At 53.4% G+C, this 17,912-nt stretch carries 19 protein-coding genes; 11 read left to right on the forward strand and 8 right to left on the reverse strand.

Going from position 1 to position 17,912, the window contains the following annotated elements; all coding sequences use genetic code 11:
- The first annotated feature begins 6 nt into the window (after nucleotides 1-6).
- On the forward strand, nucleotides 7-339 hold the full coding sequence (locus ACDO57_RS06840) for a DUF6678 family protein (protein WP_157189070.1): 333 nt from the start codon (nucleotides 7-9) through the stop codon (nucleotides 337-339).
- 109 nt (nucleotides 340-448) lie between these two features.
- Here the strand turns inward: ACDO57_RS06840 and ACDO57_RS06845 are convergent, their stop codons facing one another.
- Both ACDO57_RS06845 and ACDO57_RS06850 read right to left on the reverse strand, forming a co-directional pair.
- Complete coding sequence (locus ACDO57_RS06845; protein ID WP_370883737.1) at nucleotides 449-748, reverse strand: hypothetical protein; 300 nt, start codon at nucleotides 746-748, stop codon at nucleotides 449-451.
- 194 nt (nucleotides 749-942) lie between these two features.
- The gene (locus ACDO57_RS06850; RefSeq protein WP_048989552.1) at nucleotides 943-1,803 is read right to left on the reverse strand and encodes a LysR family transcriptional regulator; all 861 of its coding nucleotides are present in this window, start codon (nucleotides 1,801-1,803) and stop codon (nucleotides 943-945) included.
- A 175-nt stretch (nucleotides 1,804-1,978) separates the two neighbouring features.
- Between ACDO57_RS06850 and ACDO57_RS06855 the strand changes: the two genes are divergently transcribed.
- Both ACDO57_RS06855 and ACDO57_RS06860 read left to right on the forward strand, forming a co-directional pair.
- Nucleotides 1,979-3,517 carry an MFS transporter gene (locus ACDO57_RS06855; protein ID WP_208763910.1) on the forward strand — a complete coding sequence of 513 codons (1,539 nt, stop codon included), beginning with the start codon at nucleotides 1,979-1,981 and terminating at the stop codon, nucleotides 3,515-3,517.
- A complete protein-coding gene (locus ACDO57_RS06860; protein ID WP_048989553.1) occupies nucleotides 3,514-3,807 on the forward strand; it encodes a hypothetical protein in 294 nt (97 codons plus the stop codon). The genes ACDO57_RS06855 and ACDO57_RS06860 overlap by 4 nt, the downstream gene beginning before the upstream one ends.
- 271 nt (nucleotides 3,808-4,078) lie before the next feature.
- On the opposite strand, the gene ACDO57_RS06865 is transcribed toward ACDO57_RS06860, so the two are convergent.
- The gene (locus ACDO57_RS06865; protein ID WP_370883738.1) at nucleotides 4,079-4,504 is read right to left on the reverse strand and encodes a VOC family protein; all 426 of its coding nucleotides are present in this window, start codon (nucleotides 4,502-4,504) and stop codon (nucleotides 4,079-4,081) included.
- Between the two features lie 281 nt (nucleotides 4,505-4,785).
- Entirely contained in the window at nucleotides 4,786-5,622 is an 837-nt protein-coding gene (locus ACDO57_RS06870) for a MipA/OmpV family protein (RefSeq protein WP_370883739.1), read from the reverse strand.
- A 203-nt stretch (nucleotides 5,623-5,825) separates the two neighbouring features.
- Here ACDO57_RS06870 and ACDO57_RS06875 point away from each other — a divergent pair, with 203 nt between their 5' ends.
- The 3 genes from ACDO57_RS06875 (at nucleotide 5,826) to ACDO57_RS06885 (ending at nucleotide 8,508) form a co-directional block, all read left to right on the forward strand.
- Nucleotides 5,826-6,503: a response regulator transcription factor gene (locus tag ACDO57_RS06875; RefSeq protein ID WP_061715351.1), complete on the forward strand. Its 678-nt coding sequence runs from the start codon at nucleotides 5,826-5,828 to the stop codon at nucleotides 6,501-6,503.
- A complete protein-coding gene (locus ACDO57_RS06880) occupies nucleotides 6,503-7,891 on the forward strand; it encodes a sensor histidine kinase (protein WP_370883740.1) in 1,389 nt (462 codons plus the stop codon). Before ACDO57_RS06875 ends, ACDO57_RS06880 begins: the two co-directional genes overlap by 1 nt.
- Nucleotides 7,892-8,028: 137 nt before the next feature.
- Nucleotides 8,029-8,508 (forward strand): Rrf2 family transcriptional regulator, encoded by a 480-nt coding sequence (locus ACDO57_RS06885; protein WP_024909112.1) that lies wholly within the window; start codon nucleotides 8,029-8,031, stop codon nucleotides 8,506-8,508.
- 67 nt (nucleotides 8,509-8,575) lie between these two features.
- Here ACDO57_RS06885 and oqxB read toward each other — a convergent pair whose 3' ends face one another.
- Together oqxB and ACDO57_RS06895 are read right to left on the reverse strand one after the other, a co-directional pair.
- Nucleotides 8,576-11,728 (reverse strand): multidrug efflux RND transporter permease subunit OqxB, encoded by a 3,153-nt coding sequence (gene oqxB / locus ACDO57_RS06890; RefSeq protein ID WP_024909113.1) that lies wholly within the window; start codon nucleotides 11,726-11,728, stop codon nucleotides 8,576-8,578.
- Between the two features lie 23 nt (nucleotides 11,729-11,751).
- The gene (locus ACDO57_RS06895; protein ID WP_148769459.1) at nucleotides 11,752-12,927 is read right to left on the reverse strand and encodes an efflux RND transporter periplasmic adaptor subunit; all 1,176 of its coding nucleotides are present in this window, start codon (nucleotides 12,925-12,927) and stop codon (nucleotides 11,752-11,754) included.
- A 336-nt stretch (nucleotides 12,928-13,263) separates the two neighbouring features.
- Here ACDO57_RS06895 and ACDO57_RS06900 point away from each other — a divergent pair, with 336 nt between their 5' ends.
- A complete protein-coding gene (locus tag ACDO57_RS06900) occupies nucleotides 13,264-13,614 on the forward strand; it encodes a helix-turn-helix domain-containing protein (RefSeq protein ID WP_061715355.1) in 351 nt (116 codons plus the stop codon).
- Here ACDO57_RS06900 and ACDO57_RS06905 read toward each other — a convergent pair.
- The gene (locus ACDO57_RS06905) at nucleotides 13,538-14,452 is read right to left on the reverse strand and encodes a LysR family transcriptional regulator (RefSeq protein ID WP_196761056.1); all 915 of its coding nucleotides are present in this window, start codon (nucleotides 14,450-14,452) and stop codon (nucleotides 13,538-13,540) included. The two genes, ACDO57_RS06900 and ACDO57_RS06905, sit on opposite strands and share 77 nt — an antisense overlap.
- A gap of 100 nt (nucleotides 14,453-14,552) precedes the next feature.
- Here ACDO57_RS06905 and ACDO57_RS06910 point away from each other — a divergent pair, with 100 nt between their 5' ends.
- The 3 genes from ACDO57_RS06910 to ACDO57_RS06920 all read left to right on the forward strand — a co-directional run bounded on the left by ACDO57_RS06910 (nucleotide 14,553) and on the right by ACDO57_RS06920 (nucleotide 16,236).
- Nucleotides 14,553-15,533, forward strand: a complete 981-nt coding sequence (locus ACDO57_RS06910) for a nitrilase family protein (RefSeq protein ID WP_370883741.1) — start codon at nucleotides 14,553-14,555, stop codon at nucleotides 15,531-15,533.
- A gap of 76 nt (nucleotides 15,534-15,609) precedes the next feature.
- Nucleotides 15,610-15,927 (forward strand): YebG family protein, encoded by a 318-nt coding sequence (locus ACDO57_RS06915; RefSeq protein ID WP_061715357.1) that lies wholly within the window; start codon nucleotides 15,610-15,612, stop codon nucleotides 15,925-15,927.
- A 93-nt stretch (nucleotides 15,928-16,020) separates the two neighbouring features.
- Nucleotides 16,021-16,236: a DUF6500 family protein gene (locus tag ACDO57_RS06920; protein ID WP_370883742.1), complete on the forward strand. Its 216-nt coding sequence runs from the start codon at nucleotides 16,021-16,023 to the stop codon at nucleotides 16,234-16,236.
- Here ACDO57_RS06920 and ACDO57_RS06925 read toward each other — a convergent pair.
- Nucleotides 16,225-17,271 carry an NAD(P)/FAD-dependent oxidoreductase gene (locus tag ACDO57_RS06925; RefSeq protein ID WP_370883743.1) on the reverse strand — a complete coding sequence of 349 codons (1,047 nt, stop codon included), beginning with the start codon at nucleotides 17,269-17,271 and terminating at the stop codon, nucleotides 16,225-16,227. The genes ACDO57_RS06920 and ACDO57_RS06925 overlap by 12 nt on opposite strands.
- Before the next feature lie 268 nt (nucleotides 17,272-17,539).
- Here ACDO57_RS06925 and ACDO57_RS06930 point away from each other — a divergent pair, with 268 nt between their 5' ends.
- The gene (locus tag ACDO57_RS06930; RefSeq protein ID WP_370883744.1) at nucleotides 17,540-17,812 is read left to right on the forward strand and encodes a YrhB domain-containing protein; all 273 of its coding nucleotides are present in this window, start codon (nucleotides 17,540-17,542) and stop codon (nucleotides 17,810-17,812) included.
- The last annotated feature ends 100 nt before the right edge of the window (nucleotides 17,813-17,912 follow it).

Genomic DNA, 17,912 nt, shown 5'->3' on the forward strand with positions numbered 1-17,912 from the left:
GTTCGAATGCTATATAGCTGCATGAATAATACAAAATGGAATGAGATCCGCGTCGCAATGGTTAGCATGGAATCACCTCCCTTATGGAAAGTCACTCTTCTCAATGGCTATGAATCCGCACTTGATGGCGAGTGGTTTTACCATTTCAGTGGAGGTGGCTATTTGGAAATCCGGTATCTTGATATTTTTACCAACACGGTTGAACAGCATACCACGGTAGGTACTATTCTTCGTGCTATTCATCTCCCTGGAATGGAGACCTCAACCGGTTATAGGATTTGGGGATACGCAGATTCGGTTAGCGATGTAGATTATCTTTCACTAGACAATATCGTTTAATGACCAACAGGAATACTGTAATCTTTGCGTAGAATTGGCCTCTACTCCTCGCTGTATTATGCGTGGTTGAGACGTTACACTGAAAGTTATTTAATCAAATTCTAAACAATCAGAGATCTTCCCACAGTGGTAACAATTCTACAGGTAATTGTTCCTTATCAAACCCGTTAAACCAATACACTGAGCCTTGTGGCCCAACCATCGGCCCTTCTCCCCATCCTTGATGAAACAACGCGCGACCCCAGTCCGGCTTGAGACGACCACGCCGTTTAAGGCGCTCACCATTACACAAACTTGCTCGTATTGAGGGAAAGTTAATAAAGAAACTTAACGGCATTTCCTCTTTGTGCACACGTTGCAATTGCCTTGATATCCAGTCCTGGTTACGTTTGCGAAGTTTTTGTTTCATTGGCTACAGCTTTGATTCGACTTACTTATCAATCAATGTCCTCACTGTAATCCGACGCTATGCTTTGTACAAGTATGTCCGTTCCTCGCTCACAACAGACCTTCAGCCTAGCCATCTTGTCCGCTTCGTGCCAGGAGGGGACGTAACGAATAACTGTTTGTGTGGAGCAATGGGGAGCAGGCCAACTGAACTCTTTATTCGGAAACAACACCAGCCATCTCATACAGAAGATTTCCAAACTCAATAGCGGAAGGAGTCTTTCCCCTCCTACTCCAAATGAGAGTGAAGTAAGCGGTCGGCAATTCTGGTAAACCGTATTGTCTGTCAATAACGGTCATCCCCGGCTCCAGGTCACTATGTGGTATGGCCGTAATAGCAAGTCCAGCCAGAACCGCAGCACGCAATCCCTGCTGGCTTGGTGATGTAAAGGCCATACGCCACTTAACGTCGGCTCCGTCCAGGGCTTTAACTCCAATCTGTCGATGAACACAAGGTTCCGGAGCAAATGCCAGAGGTAGTGGCGTGTCACACTTATATTCAAAAGATCGCGCTGCTGCCCAGACAAACTGTGTTTTTCGTAACACCATGCCATCATCGTGCTTACCTGACAAAGACATCACCACTGCCAGGTCCAGCCCGTTAGCATCGACTTCTGACTGCAAGTTCAAGTAAGTATCCACAGTGACATCCAGTCGAACATCCGGAAAAAGATGGGCGAATCTTGACAACAGAGGCGGAAGCCGATTTCCCATGAAGTTTTCGGGCACACCAAACCGCACCACGCCGGAGACTGAGGAACGCTGGAAACGGCGGACCAAAGCATCCTGAGCACGTAAAACCTGATCGGCGTAACGAACGAAGTCTTCTCCATCTTCTGTCAGAGTCAGACTACGTGTCGTTCGCATCAGCAAAGGCGTGCCCGCCTGCTCTTCAAGGCGACGGATTTGGTGACTGATGGCGGATTGGGTAAGGTTCATTCGCTGAGCCGCCCTCGTGAAACTCCCAGTGTCCTTGACTGCGATAAAAGCCCGTAAAAGATTGGTGTCAAAGTCCATATCTACGATTAATGATGAAATTTAATTAATGTAACGAAATTATATCATTTCCGTCATAGCGTCAATGACGCCAAAATAAGAGCTCAAATATTAATTGCACCTCATGATAATAATGTCCGGCTTGTTTTAAAGCCGGGAATTAATGTTCAGCTATCTCAAGCTACAGGGAACCACCATGACCATCTCCCCCTCAGCCAAAAACGCATTAACTCTTGCGGCTGTCTGTCTGGCTTCGTTGATGTTCGGTCTGGAAATATCAAGCATTCCAGTGATACTACCTACACTTGAAACAGTATTGCTTAGTGATTTCAAAGAATTGCAGTGGATTATGAATGCCTATACGCTCGCCTGCACCGCTATACTGATGGCTATTGGCACTTTGGCTGACCGTTACGGGCGCAAGCGCCTTTTTGTTGTCAGCCTGATGTTATTCAGCGTGACGACGTTAGTTTGCGGACTGGCAACAAATACGTCAGTTCTCATTGCCGGTCGCTTTTTGCAGGGTATGGCGGGAGGAGCCATGTTAATTTGCCAGATCGCAGTGTTGTCCAATCAGTTTACTGAAAGTGGGGCACGTGGAAAGGCTTTTGGCTCATGGGGCATTGTTTTTGGCTTGGGGCTGGGTTTTGGTCCGATTATCGGCGCCGCAATTGTCGCTATTTCAAGTTGGGAATGGGTCTTTCTCGTTCATGTTCCGATAGCTATTATCGCGTTAGCACTTGTATTTATGGGGGTTGAGGAATCTCGTGACCCTCAGGAACGCAGTCTTGATGTCAAAGGTATCGTATTCCTGTCACTGTCCGTATTTGGACTTGTCTGGTACATCACTCAGGCACCCACATTAGGCTTCATAAGTCCTGTTGCCATTACTCTCCTCGGTGCAACGCTACTCTGTTTGGTCATCTTTATCATGGCAGAACGGAGTAATAGTGCGCCTATGTTTGACTTCTCGGTGTTTCGTATCCGTCGCTTCTCTGGGGCATTGCTCGGTTCGGTTGGTATGAACTTCAGCTTCTGGCCCTTCATGATATATATCCCACTGTATTTTCAGAATGTTTTAGGTTATAGCAATGTCGCTGCAGGACTCTCACTATTGGCCTATACATTGCCAACATTGGTATTTCCACCAGTGGGCGAAAAGTTGTCCCTACGATACCGTGCAGAGGTTGTCATTCCGGCCGGGCTATTTACTATAGGAGCAGGTTTTCTTCTGATGAAATGGGGCAGTAGCCTGGAGTCTGCAAGTTGGTTAACGATGCTGCCGGGATGTCTGCTGGCGGGTATTGGGCTGGGTATTACCAATACGCCAGTGACGAATACCACAACAGGTTCAGTGGCGAATGAGCGCGCTGGAATGGCTTCTGGCATTGACATCAGCGCACGAATGATCAGCCTTGCCATCAATATTGCACTGATGGGGTTTATTCTTGTCGAAGGGATATCCGACTACCTTCGTTCCACATTATCAGGAGCAACGGATTTCACGCAATTGCGTCAGTTGGCTGAGGGGCTGTCTGCAGGAAATATTACGATGATGGAACAGATCACCCCAGTTATGAACATTTCCAGTACTACTGTCCAGGGAGCGCTATCTCAAGGTTTCGGATGGGTGATGATTTATGGTTCAGTTTCTGTATGGATATTGGCTATATGCAGTTTTCTTATTTTTAAAGAAAATGGCGTTAAGATACCTGTAAGTGGTGGTTGGAAATGAAAAATGAAATAAAGAAAACAGTAATCGAGATCATTAAAATACTATCCTCCAATGAGGAGGATTCATGGGCAAAAACATTTGAAAAACTGGCGATTGAGCTCGATATTGATTTTGAATCATCCATTTATTCATTGAAAAAACTTTACGGCGGGATGGGATCATTTAACGATATTGTTCTTCATAAAAATGGGATGCCTCTAATTCGAGAAAATGACGCATTAGATGATTTGAGATACAAGCTCTACAAGCAACTTGACCATGCAATCGGCTTGTTAAAAGCAGGTGATTGACCATAACGTCGTTACCAGCAACGCCAGTGAGGTACTGGCGACGTTTCCGGTACGGAATACCACGCGGCTCGCCGAAACATGGCCAATCGGCGGACAACACTAAGGTCCGCTTTTCGCTCACTGCGGACCTTAAGCACAGTCAGATCGTCCGCATCGAGCCAGAGGCGGACTGCGCCAGCCGTGTTCTGAATTGAGATTACTCGTAGGGAACACCCTATTACACGGCTGATTTAGTCACCGCTAAACATCCTAAATTTCATCCATGGAGAAACTATTGTTCCTTTGAATACTCATCTGCCTCCGGAGAATAATGCTGACAAACACATGCCAGCTTATTCCCATCAGGATCGCGCAGGTAGGCAACATAAAAATCGGGACCGTACGCGGTTCGTGTACCCGGCGCGCCTTCATTCTTCCCGCCCGCAAGGAGGCCTGCCGCATGGAATTGTCTGACAAGGTCCGCGTTATCGGCACGGAATGCGAACATTGTCCCGTTTCCCGCCGTTGCGGGATGCCCGTCAAAAGGAGGGCAAATACAGAAGCTGAAACCCTCCTCCGGATTATTCTCATCTCCCCACATTGCCCAACCTTCTGTCCAGGCAGGCACACGTGAATAGCCAAGCACTCTAAAAACAGCGTCATAAAACGCCACGGAGCGCTGAAGGTCATTTGTACCTATGGTGATATATGTCAGCATCTTATCACACCCTCTTTGCCGTTTATCTGAGCGGACATTATACCTGGAGGCTGCTCTGCCGATGAAATAAAACTGTACTCAATAAACTATAGATTTATGTCTTATTTTGGAATGGATGTGGATATTATCATCCCCTCCGTGTTTGTCATTACAGCACAATGGAGCTTTAGATAAATCCATCAACCACATGTGCTGTAACTGCCAGCAAGAGGTTCCGCCCCGCCATCTAAACCGGAGCGGCTTATATACGGCTCAAGACCACCAGCCGCCGCAACCCACAATTAAAAACTGTACGTCACCTTCAAACTCCCCGTAGGAGACGTTTTACGATGCACAATCGGGCTATCACCCGCATCCCCCGTCAGCTGCGTCACGCCCGCTGAGGCAAGCACGCTCCAGCGCGAGGTGAGCTTGTAGGTCCAGTCAAGGTTCATCGACCAGGCATAAATCCCGGCCCCGGCGTCATGTCGGGCAAATCCCGATGCGGCCGACTGGGCGGCGTTGACCCCATAATACGTCTGCATATACTTGTCGGATCCCCAACTGCCGGTCAGCGCCAGCGTCACCGCATTTGTTGGTGAGGTGTAGAACGGGCTGGAAATGCCGAAATGTACCGCTTCACCGTTGTCCCTTTCAGAAACCGGTACCTCAGCCTGCAGCTGCAGATGAAGCCAGTCGGTCACCTTGTACTCCAGCCCAGGCACAACGATAGCCGAGCCTTTTATCTCGCCCATCCCCCGCAGCTCGTCGCTGCCGGAGCTGATCGAATCGCTGCTCACGTCTTTATCTTTACGACCAACTCGATAGCTCAGCGCTGCGCTGTAATCCAGGTTACCAATGTTGTTGCCGTAACCGATCCCCCGTGTGGTACCGATAAAAAAACCGTTGGCCATGGCGTAATCCACCACCTGAGCTGCGCTGACGCGAGTTTTATCTGAACCCGAGTAGCGTGGCGCGACGTCCACGCCGCCCCCCAGGGTTAAGACGTTATCCTGACTCTGTTCTGCCGCCAGTACGGGCGTGGCCAGTAACGCCAGAACGACGCCCGGCGCGATGTTTTTCAGGCTGCGGCCCGAAAGTAAATGGGGGAACATATGACGCAGTTCGATGTTTCTCATTACAGAAGCCCTTTTGGATTCAAATGATGACGATGCATGCGGTTAACCGCCAGAACGCACATTTTGAATACTGACCCTAAGGTTCTGATGAGCCGAAAATGAAGAAACACTGAAGCGCGAGCAGATGCTGTAACCCGGACAGATTTCCTGATACCGTTTTTTTCTTAAGATGTTCTTCATTCACGGTTGATACAGTTACCAGTGTGAAAATTCTACTAATCGAAGACGACCTCGATCTCGGCAATGGCGTACGTATCGCCCTGTCAGATCAAGGATTTGACGTCATATGGGTACGCCGTAAAGAGGATGCGCTGCATCAGCTGGACGTCTGCGTGCCGGAACTTATTTTGCTCGACCTGGGACTGCCCGACGGCGATGGCATGAGCCTGATGACGCGTTTGCGTCAGCAGCTCAAGGGGATCCCGGTCATCATCCTGACGGCGCGAGGCACGTTGCAGGATCGGCTGAGCGGGCTGGATGCCGGTGCAGACGACTATCTCGTCAAACCTTTTATTCTCGCCGAGCTGCTCGCGCGAGTCAGAGCCCTGGCGCGGCGCAGCTACGGTTTCGAGAATGAGGCGATAGAAATTCGAGGCTTATCTCTTCATGTCCCGACGCGTCGCGTGACGGTAAGTGCGCGCCATATCGATCTGACGGCCAGTGAATACGCGCTACTGGAAACGCTGATGCTGCGCGCTGACCGCGTGATTACGCGACGGTTTCTGGAAGAACGGATATTCGGCAACAAAGAGAACCTCAGTAATGCGCTCGACGTGCATATGGGGAATTTGCGTCGAAAGATCGGCGACGGCTATGTGCGAACGGTGCGGGGCGTCGGGTACGTCATTGATACCGTATCCATTCAGAAGGTGACCGGCTGATGCAAAACGTCTGGTATCACCTGAGACGCCCGACGCTGGTACGTCGAATTATCATCGCCCAGATGCTGCTGCTGACCCTGCTGTGGTGTCTTTTTTTAACCTTCATTCTCTGGGAGGACCTGCGCAGCCCTCCCATCCTCACGGGCAGTAAAACGTACGACACCGTTTTTACCCTGGCCGAGCGTATGGACGGACGCCCGCAGGACCGTACCGCCGTGCTGGAAGACTTCAGCCAGGCCCTGCGTGAAGGTTACGGCGGAGGGGAAGATCCCGTGCTGTCGATTAACCTCATCGTTCGCAAAAATAATACCGTTATTTTTGCCTCAGACGGTGCTCCCGCGGGGATAACAAACACCCGGTTCGGCGAACTGGAGCACGTTCAGAGTGGAGATCGTACCTGGACCAGCCGCACCCTCAAATCCCCTCACTCCGATGTGGAGGTTACCCTTTTCACCCCAGCCAGCGGCTGGAACTTCTTTATCTATCTGAACTCACGTGGCTACTACATCCTGCCGCTGCTGGTTTGCTTCCCTTTTCTGCTGTTTCCCGCATGGCTGTCAATACGCATTGCGATGCGCCCGTGGAATAAGGTGGTCAATGAAATTACGTTACGCACGCCTGACGATCTCTCCCCCTTAAAAGCCGTTCCCAGGCACAGGGAGCTTCGTCAGATGGTGGACGCGATCAATGACTTCCTTGCCAGAGTCCGTGAAAGCGCGGAAAGGGAACGGGTTTTCATTGCGGATGCCGCGCACGAGCTGCGTACCCCCCTCGCGGCGATGCGCATCAACGTGGAAGCGCTGCAGTCCTGGGTCATCAGCGAGAACCAGCAGGAGCTGCTTGCGGGAGTGGTTCGCAGCAACAGCCGCGCCGCGCGTCTCGTCAACCAACTGCTGCTGCTGATGCACAGTGAAGCGCGTATTGATACGGCTATGGAGCCCGTGCCGCTGACAACGCTTATTCAGGAACGAATGGCCGAGCTGGAGCCGCTAGCGTCTGCGCGCGACATTGAGCTGGAATTCTTCGCCGAGGATGAAATCTGGATCTCAGGCGTCAGGGAACGTCTGGTGTCGCTCATTGATAATCTTATTGAGAACGCCGTGAAGTACAGCCCCGAGGGCGGGCGGATTCAGGTCGATGTCCGTGTAGTAGATAGCTTCGCGCGGCTTCGCGTTTCAGATGCAGGACCCGGCATTCCGACCGAGCTGCGGGAGCGCGTGTTCGACCGCTTCTTCCGCGATCCCAATCAGGTGCAAAGCGGCAGCGGGCTAGGGCTTGCCATCGTCAAAGCGGTGGCGCAGCAACACAGCAGCAGCGTAAACCTGAGCACTTCCGCTGAAGGAGGCCTCATGGTGACGGTTGACTTCCCGAACCGCACGTTTAGCTAAAGCAGAACAGGGGGTTTGATCGCAAATGCCGCAGATTGCTTCAAAATAATTACCGTATTTGTTATATTGTTGTTTATTGCTTATTCACCTCTGCGGTGCCAAAAAGAACAAGATTCACCGCAACCCAGGACAGAGAAATGTTAGATTACCGCTTCCCGACAGCTTTGCAGATGGTTCTCAGCGTAGCGATGGCGGAGCAATTGGGTGAACGTTCGACGAGTGCGATTCTGGCCTACGGTCTGGAAGCGAACCCGAGCTTCATCCGTAAATTGATGGTTCCGCTGACGCGTGACGGCATTATCGTCTCAACGCTTGGCCGTAACGGCTCAATTCACCTTGGTCGCCCGCCGGAAGAGATCTCCCTGCGCGACATCTACCTTTCGGTCATCGAAGATAAAAAGCTGTGGGCGTCGCGCCCTGACGTACCGGCCCGCTGCGTGGTCAGCGCGAACGCCTGCTGGTATTTCAAATCGATTTCCGAAGAAGCTGAGCAGGCGTCGTTAGCGGTACTGGCCCGCCATACCGTGGCAAGCGCCCTGGAAGCGGTCAAAAACGCCGACAGCAGCGGATGGGATCCGCTCCCCGACCTCATTGCCCAGTATCAAAAAACGTCATAACGTTTTATCTGATGCGAAAAAAAACCGCCTTCACTATGAAGGCGGTTTTTTATTATCTGCAATATCCCTAGGCAGGCAGAACTTCCCTTTCCTCTTTACCACGCGTCACTAACTTACGCAGCGTCACGTAAAACACCGGCGTCAGGAACAGACCAAACAGCGTCACGCCCAGCATCCCGGAGAAGACCGTGATCCCGGTGACGCCGCGCACTTCTGCACCCGCGCCGTGACCTAGGATCAGCGGAATGGTCCCGGCAATAAAGGCGATGGAGGTCATCACAATCGGGCGTAAACGCAGGCGGCACGCCTCCAGCGCGGCCTCCATGATGCCTTTGCCCTGAATTTCCAGCTCGCGGGCAAACTCCACGATAAGAATGGCGTTTTTACAGGCCAGCCCCATCAGCACCACCAGCCCTACCTGCACGAAGACGTTGTTATCGCCCCCGGTCAGCCAGACGCCAAACAGCGCGGAAAGCATCGTCATCGGCACGATGAGGATCACCGCCAGCGGCAGCGTCCAGCTTTCATACAGCGCCGCCAGGACCAGGAACGCCAGCAGCACCGCGACCGGGAAGACGATCAGCGCCGTATTCCCCTGGGTGGCCTGCTGGAAGCTCAGGTCCGTCCATTCAATGTTCATCCCGTTCGGCAGGATCTGCTTAGACATCGCGTCCAGCTGCGTCATCGCCTGCGCAGATGAAAGCACGCGCGGGTCGGCATCGCCAATCAGGTCCGCCGCCGGGTAACCGTTGTAGCGGATCACCGGATCCGGCCCGTAGGTGGTCGTGATGTTCACCATGCTGCCAATCGGCACCATTTCGCCCTGGCTGTTGCGGGTGCGCAGATTCGCAATATCTTCCACGCTGTCGCGGAACTGCCCGTCGGCCTGCGCCATCACGCGCCAGGTGCGCCCGAACTGGTTGAAGTCGTTGACGTACGACGAGCCCAGATAGGTTTGCAGCGTCCCGAAGAGATCGGTCAGCGACACGCCCTGCGCTTTCGCCTTATCGCGGTCAACCTGCACGTCCAGCTGCGGCACGTTAGCCTGGTAGGTTGAGATCGGGAAGTGCATTCCCGGCGTCTGCATAATCGCACCGGACATGGTGTTCACCGCGTTTTGCAGCGCGCCATAGCCCAGACCACCGCGGTCCTGAATGTACAGGGAATAGCCCGACCCCTGACCCAGCCCTAAAATCGGCGGCGGCAGAATGGAGAAGCCAAAGCCCTGCTGGATTTGCGCGATTTTCGCGTTAATCTCCGCATTAATTTCCGCCGCGGAATGTTTACGCTGATCGAACGGCTTCAGGCCGAAGAACACCGTCCCGGTATTCGGCGTGTTGGTGAACTGCAGCGCGTTCAGCCCCGGGAACGCAACCGCATAGTCCACGCCTTCGGTATTCATCCCGATTTCGCTCATTTTGCGGATCACCGCATCGGTGCGCGCCAGCGATGAACCTTCCGGCATTTTCACGCCGCCAATCAGGTACAGTTTGTCCTGTGTCGGAATAAACCCGCCGGGCACCGCTTTAAACATGACGCCTGCGGCACAGAGCAGCAGCAGATACACCACAAATACCGCGCCGCGTCGTCCCAGCGTTTTGCCCACCAGCCCCTGATAGCCGTTCGAGCTGCGGAGGAAGAAGCGGTTAAACGGACGGAAAATCCAGCCGAACAGACGATCGATAAGCCGGGTCGGGAAATCTTTCGGCGCGCCGTGCGGTTTTAACAGCAGTGCCGCCAGCGCCGGAGAGAGCGTCAGCGAGTTAATGGCGGAGATGACCGTGGAAATCGCGATCGTCACCGCAAACTGCTTGTAGAACTGCCCGGTAACGCCCGAGAGGAACGCCATCGGCACAAACACTGCGCACAGCACCAGCGCGATGGCGATGATCGGCCCGGACACTTCGCGCATCGCCTGATGCGCCGCCGCAAGTGGAGCAAGCCCCTCTTCAATGTTTCGCTCGACGTTTTCCACTACCACGATGGCGTCGTCCACCACGATACCGATGGCCAGCACCAGCCCGAACAGGCTGAGGGTATTCAGCGAGAAGCCCAGAAGGTAGAGAATGCTGAAGGTACCCACCACCGACACCGGCACCGCGATCAGCGGAATGATCGACGCGCGCCAGGTTTGCAGGAACAGAATGACTACCAGCACCACCAGCACCACCGCTTCCAGCAGCGTTTGCACCACCGCACGGATCGAATCGCGCACAAAGACCGTCGGATCGTAAGGTGCCGCCCACTTCATGTCCGCCGGGAAGCGCGTGGACAGCTCGTCCATTTTCGCGCGCACCGCGTTAGACAGATCGATGGCGTTCGCCCCCGGCGACTGGAAGATACCAATCCCGACCGCGTCTTTATTGTTCAGCTGGGAACGCAGCGCATAGCTGCCAGAGCCCATTTCGATACGTGCCACGTCGCGCAGGCGGACGACCGTGCCGTCCTGCGTTGTTTTCAGGACAATATTGCCGAACTCTTCTTCGGTATGCAGACGGCCCTGGGCGTTAATGGAGATCAGGAAATCGCTCTCTTTCGGCAGCGGCTCGGCGCCAAGCTGTCCGGCGGAGACCTGCACGTTCTGCTCCTGCATCGCCGTGACCACGTCCGAAGCGGTCAGCCCGCGGGCCGCCACCTTGTTGGGATCCAGCCAGACGCGCATCGCGTATTCACCCGAGCCGAAAATCTGGATCTGGCCGACGCCGGGCAGACGCGCCAGTTCGTCCTTCACCTTCAGCGTGGCGTAGTTACGCATATACAGGGAGTCGTACTTACCGTTAGGCGAAAACAGATGCACCACCAGCGTCAGCGTCGGGGACTGTTTCTGGGTGGTGATGCCCAGACGCCGCACGTCTTCCGGCAGACGCGCTTCGGCCTGCGCGACGCGGTTTTGTACCTGAACCTGCGCCTGATCCGGATCGGTGCCCGGACGGAAGGTGACGGTAGTGACCAGCACGCCATCGGAACCCGCGACGGACTTCATGTACATCATGTTCTCAACGCCGTTGATCGCCTCTTCCAGCGGCGTCGCCACGGTCTCGGCAATCACTTTCGGGTTGGCGCCCGGGTACTCCGCACGCACCTGCACGCTTGGCGGCACGACGTCAGGATATTCGCTCACCGGCAGCAGCGGGATGGCGATTAACCCTGTGATAAAGATCAGAATCGACAGGACCGCGGCAAAAATCGGCCTGTCGATGAAAAAGCGGGAAAAGTCCATGGGTGGATTCTCAGGTCAAGGGATCAGTTGAGGGCGCTGGTGGCGGTCATGGCAACGGTTTTCGCGTTAACCGGCATGCCCGGCATAAACACTTTTTGTAAACCCTCGACGATGACTTTATCGCCTGGGTTCAGCCCCTGCCGCACGATGCGTAAACCGTCTGCCAGACGTCCCGGCGTGATGTCACGACGCTGCGCTTTCCCCTCTTTATCCACGATATAGACGTATTTACGATCCTGATCGGTCAGCACCGCTTTGTCGTCGACAAGCGTAGCTTTGAACTCGGCGCTGCCCGGCAGGCGTACGCGGGCAAACAGTCCCGGCGTGAACTGACGCTGCGCGTTATCCAGCAGCGCGCGCATACGGATGGTGCCGGTACCTGGCGACAGTTGGTTATCAAGGAAGTCCACTTTGCCCTGATGGGGATAGCCCTCCTCGCCCGTCAGGCCAATCTCAACCGGCAGCGCCGTATGATTGCTGGACGCCCCCTGCCCGCTGCGGGCCAGGTTTTGGTAGTGAAGGTAGGTTGACTCGTCCACGTCAAAGTAAACGTAAACCGTTTTCTGCGAGACCAGCGTGGTGAGGACGCTGGCGGTGTCGCCCGCAGTCACCAGGTTCCCGCTGGTGATCAGCGCCCGGCTGGCGCGACCATCGATAGGCGCGGTGACTTTGGTGAAGTCCAGGTTGAGCTGCGCGGCGTCCACTGCCGCCTGCGCGGCGCGAATATCGGCCTGCGCCTGAGTGGCGGCCGAACGACGCTGCTCCCACTCTTCACGGGAGACAACGTTGGTATTGACCAGCTTATCGGTACGGTTAGCCTCACTTTGCGCCAGGCTGGCCTGCGTTTTGGCTCTCGCCAGGTTCGCCTGCGCCTGTTCCAGCGCGGCGCGATAGGTTCGGTCATCAATCGTGAACAGCACCTCGCCCTTCTTCACTTCCTGGCCGTCGGTGTAATTCACTTTATCAATGTAGCCGGAAACGCGCGGACGTAGCTGAACGCTCTCCACCGCTTCAATCCGTCCGTTAAAGCTATCCCACTGGCTAATAGATTTCACCACCACGTCAGCAGCGCTGACGGCGGGCGCAGGCGGCGCGGCATTTTGCGCGACGCTGTTATCGCATCCGACGAGCAGCACGGAGAGCAACATTGCCCCCAGCGCGTTCAGATGAAAGTTACCCCAGGTTTTTTGCAGGCTCATTATTTTTATTCCAGTCATTATCGCCGCCGGGCAAGACGCAGCAGGAGGCACCGCGCCACTTCCTTTGTCCGGTGGCTGTCTCAAGGCCATTTGTGTCGTTCATCGCCACAAAACTGTAACAGTTGCGAGTACACTATCGCGGCGATTGTAGGAAGGCGCTTAACTAAGTGCAAGAATAATTGTTGCACTTTATGTGCTATTTGAGCGGATGTAAAAAGACCCGTTTCGCTCAGGGATTTAAATGCAACAATAAAACTTGCAATTACTACAAAAACGCGCCACCTTTTAATGCAACAGACAAAGATACGTTTAGACAAGCAGCGTGAGGGTAACCAGATGAACACTGGCGCATTTATGCATGATTTACTCGACTGGATCGACAACAACCTGGATAGCCGTCTGGACATTGAGTCCGTCGCCAGGCGTTCCGGCTACTCAAAATGGCACCTCCAGCGCCTGTTCAAAGAGCATACGGGCTATCCCCTCGCCGGATATATTCGCGCGCAAAAGCTGCAAAAATCGGTTGAGCGCTTAACCCGCAGCGATGAACCGATTCTGAACGTGGCGATAGCACTTGGCTTTGACTCCCAGCAGTCTTTCAACCGCAGCTTTAAGCGTCAGTATGGTCAGGCGCCTGGGGCATGGCGGCGGAGCATGGGTGGCCCGGAAACGCAGCAGCTACGCTAGCAATGAAATTGTCACGGATGACATCCTCCCTGCTTGCGTCCCAGGCAATACCCACCTCCCAGCTGATTGACTCCCCCGTTAGCGGAATAATCGCCAGCTCCGGCGGCGCGATATGCGTCACGCTGGTGGGCAGAATGGCCACGCCGATACCCGCAACCACCATCGCGACGATAGTTTGGATATCGTCCGTCAGCTGAGTCGAAGAGATGAAAAGACCGTTGTCATGCAGGAAGCGGTCAATCTGCGCGTTTAAACCCCGCCCTCGCTCATCATACAGCCGCAACAGAGGGCGTTTCGTGAGCCACTCTGCAGCAGACATTGCTGGCGACGCGGCGGGCGCAACCAGAACCAGCCGATCGGTAAATAACGGCAGGTATTCGAGCTCCACGGGAGGAGGAACCCTGACAAAACCGACCTGTAGCTCATCATTTTGCAATCGCTCGTACTGCTGGAAGGAAGGCAGATCCGTCAATGACATCTCTACTTCCGGATAGTCTCGACGAAAGTCAGCGATACAGCGTGGCGCCAGATAAAAGCTTGAGAGTCCGAACCCGACGGCGATATGCCCCTCCACGCCTTTTGATACCCGCTCAGCATGCTGCATAAATTGCCGGGTCTGCCTGACCACTTTTTCAGCCTCTGGCAGCAAACGCCTCCCGCTGGCCGTCAGTATTGCGCCGTGACGACCTCGTGAAAAAAGCGACATCTTCACCAGGGATTCGAGGAGATTAATCTGTTTGGTTAATGCCGGCTGCGAGATAAACAGCGCCCGCGCCGCATCGGCATAATTTCCCTTTTCAGCCAGTATCAAAAAGGCCTTTAGCAACCGGGTGTTCATTTTTGCATTCCAGATGGTTATCGAACTCGGAAATGATTTGATTATACAGTTATCGGCAATCGTTATGTAATTCAGTCTCGATGACAACCGGAGACGCAACATGAACGAACTGACATCCTTAAAGGCGGCAACCGTACAGTTTCAGCATCAGGCCAGTAACAAAAAATACAATCTCCTGATAATGGAGAAATTTATTGAACAGGCGGCGCTTGAGCAGGTGAACGTTCTCACTTTCCCTGAAATGTGCATCACCGGCTACTGGCATGTCCCTAAGCTCACCGCAGCGGAGGTGTCTGCGCTGGCAGAGCCGGTTGCAGACAGCCCTTCCCTGACGCTCATTCGTTCCCTGGCGATAAAACATCAAATGCTTATTGGCGCCGGGCTTATTGAACGCGCCGACGATGGCCGACTCTACAATGCGTATGTTGCCTGTATGCCGGATGGCTCAATGCATACGCATCGTAAACTCCATGCATTTGAACATCCGGCCATCAGCAGCGGGGACAGCTTTACCGTCTTTGATACGCCGTGGGGCGTGAAGGTCGGTATCCTGATTTGCTGGGACAATAATCTGGTCGAAAACGTGCGCGCGACGGCGCTGCTGGGTGCCGATATTCTTCTCGCACCGCATCAAACTGGCGGTACTGATTCCCGCAGCCCTCACGGGATGAAGCCCATTCCGCTGGCGCTCTGGGAGGAGCGGGAAACGCGCAAGGAAGAAATTACGGCTGCATTCAAAGGGCCAGGCGGTCGGGAATGGCTCATGCGCTGGCTGCCAGCCCGCGCGCATGACAACGGGTTATTCCTTCTTTTCAGCAACGGTGTCGGTGCCGATGATGACGAAGTGCGCACGGGCAATGCCATGATCCTCGACCCCTATGGCAGGATCGTGAACGAAACCTGGGCGGCTGAAGATGCGATGGTGAGCGCTGAACTCGATTTAAGCCTGCTTGCTATGAGCACCGGACGCCGCTGGATCCACGGTCGCCGCCCTGATTTATACCAGATACTGACGCAGCCGCAGGGCTATGAACGTGATGCGATCAGCGCACGCTTTTCGAATGAGCCCCCTGCCCGCTAAAATGTGAGCAATTTTTAGCTGCAACATTAATCCGGAACTGTTATACTGTATATAATTACAGTATGAGGTGCGCATAATGGCTGTTGAAACAAAATTTGTTGTCGTTAGAAAAGGTGAAGAGAAAATGACATTTGCCAGCAAGAAAGAGGCTGACGCTCACGACAAGCTGCTCGATATGGCAGATGCGTTCACCGACTGGCTGTTGCAAAGCGGAATGCAGATGGATGAAACGCAGGCTGAAAATCTTGGCCTGTATCTCGCCGAGCAGAAAGAGACCGTGCAGCATATTCTGCGCACCAGCAAGCTTCCCGAGCTCAACGCTCCAGCTGCTGCGGATAAAACAGAATCCGATGCGGCTGACACGAAAAAAATCAGGGCTGTAAAAGCTGCCTGATCGTCAGAAAATCATCACCGATCCGGAAGCCGTAAGCAGACATCTGCTTGCGGCTTTTTTTAGCCCGAACATGAAAAGCGTAAAGGAGATGACGTGCGGCAAGGAATGAAGGAAAAAATCATCAGGATCTGTGATTCAAAAATTGCCTCTAAGGGAAGCGATGTTGGGCTTTCGTTTTATGCTTTTTTTGCTAATAAAAATGACGATCCTGAACTGCTTTTGGAAGTGGCGCACTGGTGGATTATGGAGATGAAGCTGGACCATTTTGAAAAGGCTGAAAAGATCAGAAAGCTTGTTTCAGCCCTGTAACACGCTAAAGCGGGATGGCCGGTAACATTGCGGGATTTCATCGCTCGGACCGTCGCATAACTCCTCAGAGACCAGTCTGCCAATCGTCGCTGCGCAAGTAACGGCTGGGTGCATAGAGGCGACGTACACCGTCCTGCTCTCATCAGCAAAACCAAGAACGGGATACCCATCCTGAATAACAGGACGCTCTCCTGCTGAGTACTGGCTCAGAGCAGCCGACTCTGCGCCCGTGAGCCTGCTTCTTACCGCGCGTTGTGCAGCCTCAGCCGTTTCTCTGACATTACCGCTAGCCGGGTAATCTTCTGCAGCTATTAAATCCCCGTTGTGCGCTTGCCGAACCTCAATATCATCACCGGAGAGGATCGTGTTGACCACGTTCCGAGAGGCCGCAAAGCGCAGCAATATGGCCGATGATGCCAGAACCGGAACATGAATATCCATCCGCTCAGTCAGGGCTGGAATACCTGTACCGCAGGCCAGCACGATGCAATCTGCATCCAGTTTCCCCCGAGAGGTCAGGACGCCTGTCACCTTCCCCTCCGTCATGCAAAGACCCGTAACGGTTGTTTGGGTACTGAGCACGACGCCCTTCTCACAGGCTTTGTCGAGCAATAATCGCGTTGCGCTGGCGGCATCAATAGCACCATCTTTTGCAGCATAGCGGGCTTCTGAGGGAGGATTGTTCAAAGCAGGTTCAAGACGGGCAATCTCCGCCTTGTGGAGGAGACGTTCGTCCTGCAGGCAGGACCCGGATGCAGCGCCGTAGGTTAACGAACCGCTCCATTTAATGTTAAGTTCCGGTAGGTGTTCTTCCAGCCTGTGCCAGTCCGCAAGTGCAGCGCGCCGGATAAGCACGTCTGTCGCATCATCCTTCACCACACTGGTCAGCCAGCCAAACGCGCTACCGGTTGCACCTGACGCAGGCATATCCTGTTCAACGAGGGTGACGTCAAATTCACGGTGGGCGAGATGCCATGCGATGGATACGCCAGTGATCCCAGCCCCTACGATGACGATCCTTTTTTTATGGGTCACGGTGCACTTCTCCTGTGTGGGGAACATGCTTATGCGATCATGAGAAAGTAATCTCTTACAGGTTATTTTGTAGGATTGCAAAATTCGTGGGTACGGCGGTTCAGGACATGGGCAAATGGAGTCTGTATCTTGCTTAAAGCTGATATTTTGTTCCTGCCGCTGTCCGCTTTGTGCCAAAAGTGGAACTTGCTTACATAGTGCTCTGTTAGTTTGCTGGGAGCAGGTCAAAACAGCCAGTTCAAATGATGTTCTTAACTGAGGAGGAATTATGATTACTTATCAAAATGCGATGGACAAGGCTTTGGATTACCTTAGCGGCTATGACATTCCAGTCGTTATTACTCTTCATGGCCGATTCTCAGAAGGCTGGTTCTACTGTTATCAATCGAGAGAATATCTGGAAACGGGTGAGTTTTCTTCTCAGTTGACAGGAAATGCACCGTTCATAATTGATAAAGATAACGGAGAAATTCACTCATTTGGAACTGCTTATCCATTAGATAAATATCTGCAGGATTACGAACAACTAAAAAACAAATAACTTCCGCACCTCGCTCATAGCAGACCTAACGTTACCTAATCCCTAAACTTCCCCGCATCGCTACCAGCCATAAAACCTGGTAGCTATACAAACACGCCAG

The sequence above is a fragment of the Enterobacter cloacae complex sp. 2015409 genome (assembly GCF_041365315.1).
GTDB classification, from domain to species: domain Bacteria; phylum Pseudomonadota; class Gammaproteobacteria; order Enterobacterales; family Enterobacteriaceae; genus Enterobacter; species Enterobacter pseudoroggenkampii.

Excerpts from the sequence above, each read along its gene's own strand:
- ACDO57_RS06870 (WP_370883739.1), bottom strand. The coding sequence starts at position 5,622 with ATGAGAAACATCGAACTGCGTCATATGTTCCCCCATTTACTTTCGGGC.
- ACDO57_RS06845 (WP_370883737.1), bottom strand. The coding sequence starts at position 748 with ATGAAACAAAAACTTCGCAAACGTAACCAGGACTGGATATCAAGGCAA.
- ACDO57_RS06840 (WP_157189070.1), top strand. The coding sequence starts at position 7 with ATGCTATATAGCTGCATGAATAATACAAAATGGAATGAGATCCGCGTC.
- ACDO57_RS06905 (WP_196761056.1), bottom strand. The coding sequence starts at position 14,452 with ATGAACACCCGGTTGCTAAAGGCCTTTTTGATACTGGCTGAAAAGGGA.
- ACDO57_RS06930 (WP_370883744.1), top strand. The coding sequence starts at position 17,540 with ATGATTACTTATCAAAATGCGATGGACAAGGCTTTGGATTACCTTAGC.
- ACDO57_RS06900 (WP_061715355.1), top strand. The coding sequence starts at position 13,264 with ATGAACACTGGCGCATTTATGCATGATTTACTCGACTGGATCGACAAC.
- ACDO57_RS06895 (WP_148769459.1), bottom strand. The coding sequence starts at position 12,927 with ATGAGCCTGCAAAAAACCTGGGGTAACTTTCATCTGAACGCGCTGGGG.
- ACDO57_RS06885 (WP_024909112.1), top strand. The coding sequence starts at position 8,029 with ATGTTAGATTACCGCTTCCCGACAGCTTTGCAGATGGTTCTCAGCGTA.
- ACDO57_RS06860 (WP_048989553.1), top strand. The coding sequence starts at position 3,514 with ATGAAAAATGAAATAAAGAAAACAGTAATCGAGATCATTAAAATACTA.
- ACDO57_RS06915 (WP_061715357.1), top strand. The coding sequence starts at position 15,610 with ATGGCTGTTGAAACAAAATTTGTTGTCGTTAGAAAAGGTGAAGAGAAA.
- oqxB (WP_024909113.1), bottom strand. The coding sequence starts at position 11,728 with ATGGACTTTTCCCGCTTTTTCATCGACAGGCCGATTTTTGCCGCGGTC.
- ACDO57_RS06910 (WP_370883741.1), top strand. The coding sequence starts at position 14,553 with ATGAACGAACTGACATCCTTAAAGGCGGCAACCGTACAGTTTCAGCAT.
- ACDO57_RS06865 (WP_370883738.1), bottom strand. The coding sequence starts at position 4,504 with ATGCTGACATATATCACCATAGGTACAAATGACCTTCAGCGCTCCGTG.
- ACDO57_RS06850 (WP_048989552.1), bottom strand. The coding sequence starts at position 1,803 with ATGGACTTTGACACCAATCTTTTACGGGCTTTTATCGCAGTCAAGGAC.
- ACDO57_RS06855 (WP_208763910.1), top strand. The coding sequence starts at position 1,979 with ATGACCATCTCCCCCTCAGCCAAAAACGCATTAACTCTTGCGGCTGTC.
- ACDO57_RS06880 (WP_370883740.1), top strand. The coding sequence starts at position 6,503 with ATGCAAAACGTCTGGTATCACCTGAGACGCCCGACGCTGGTACGTCGA.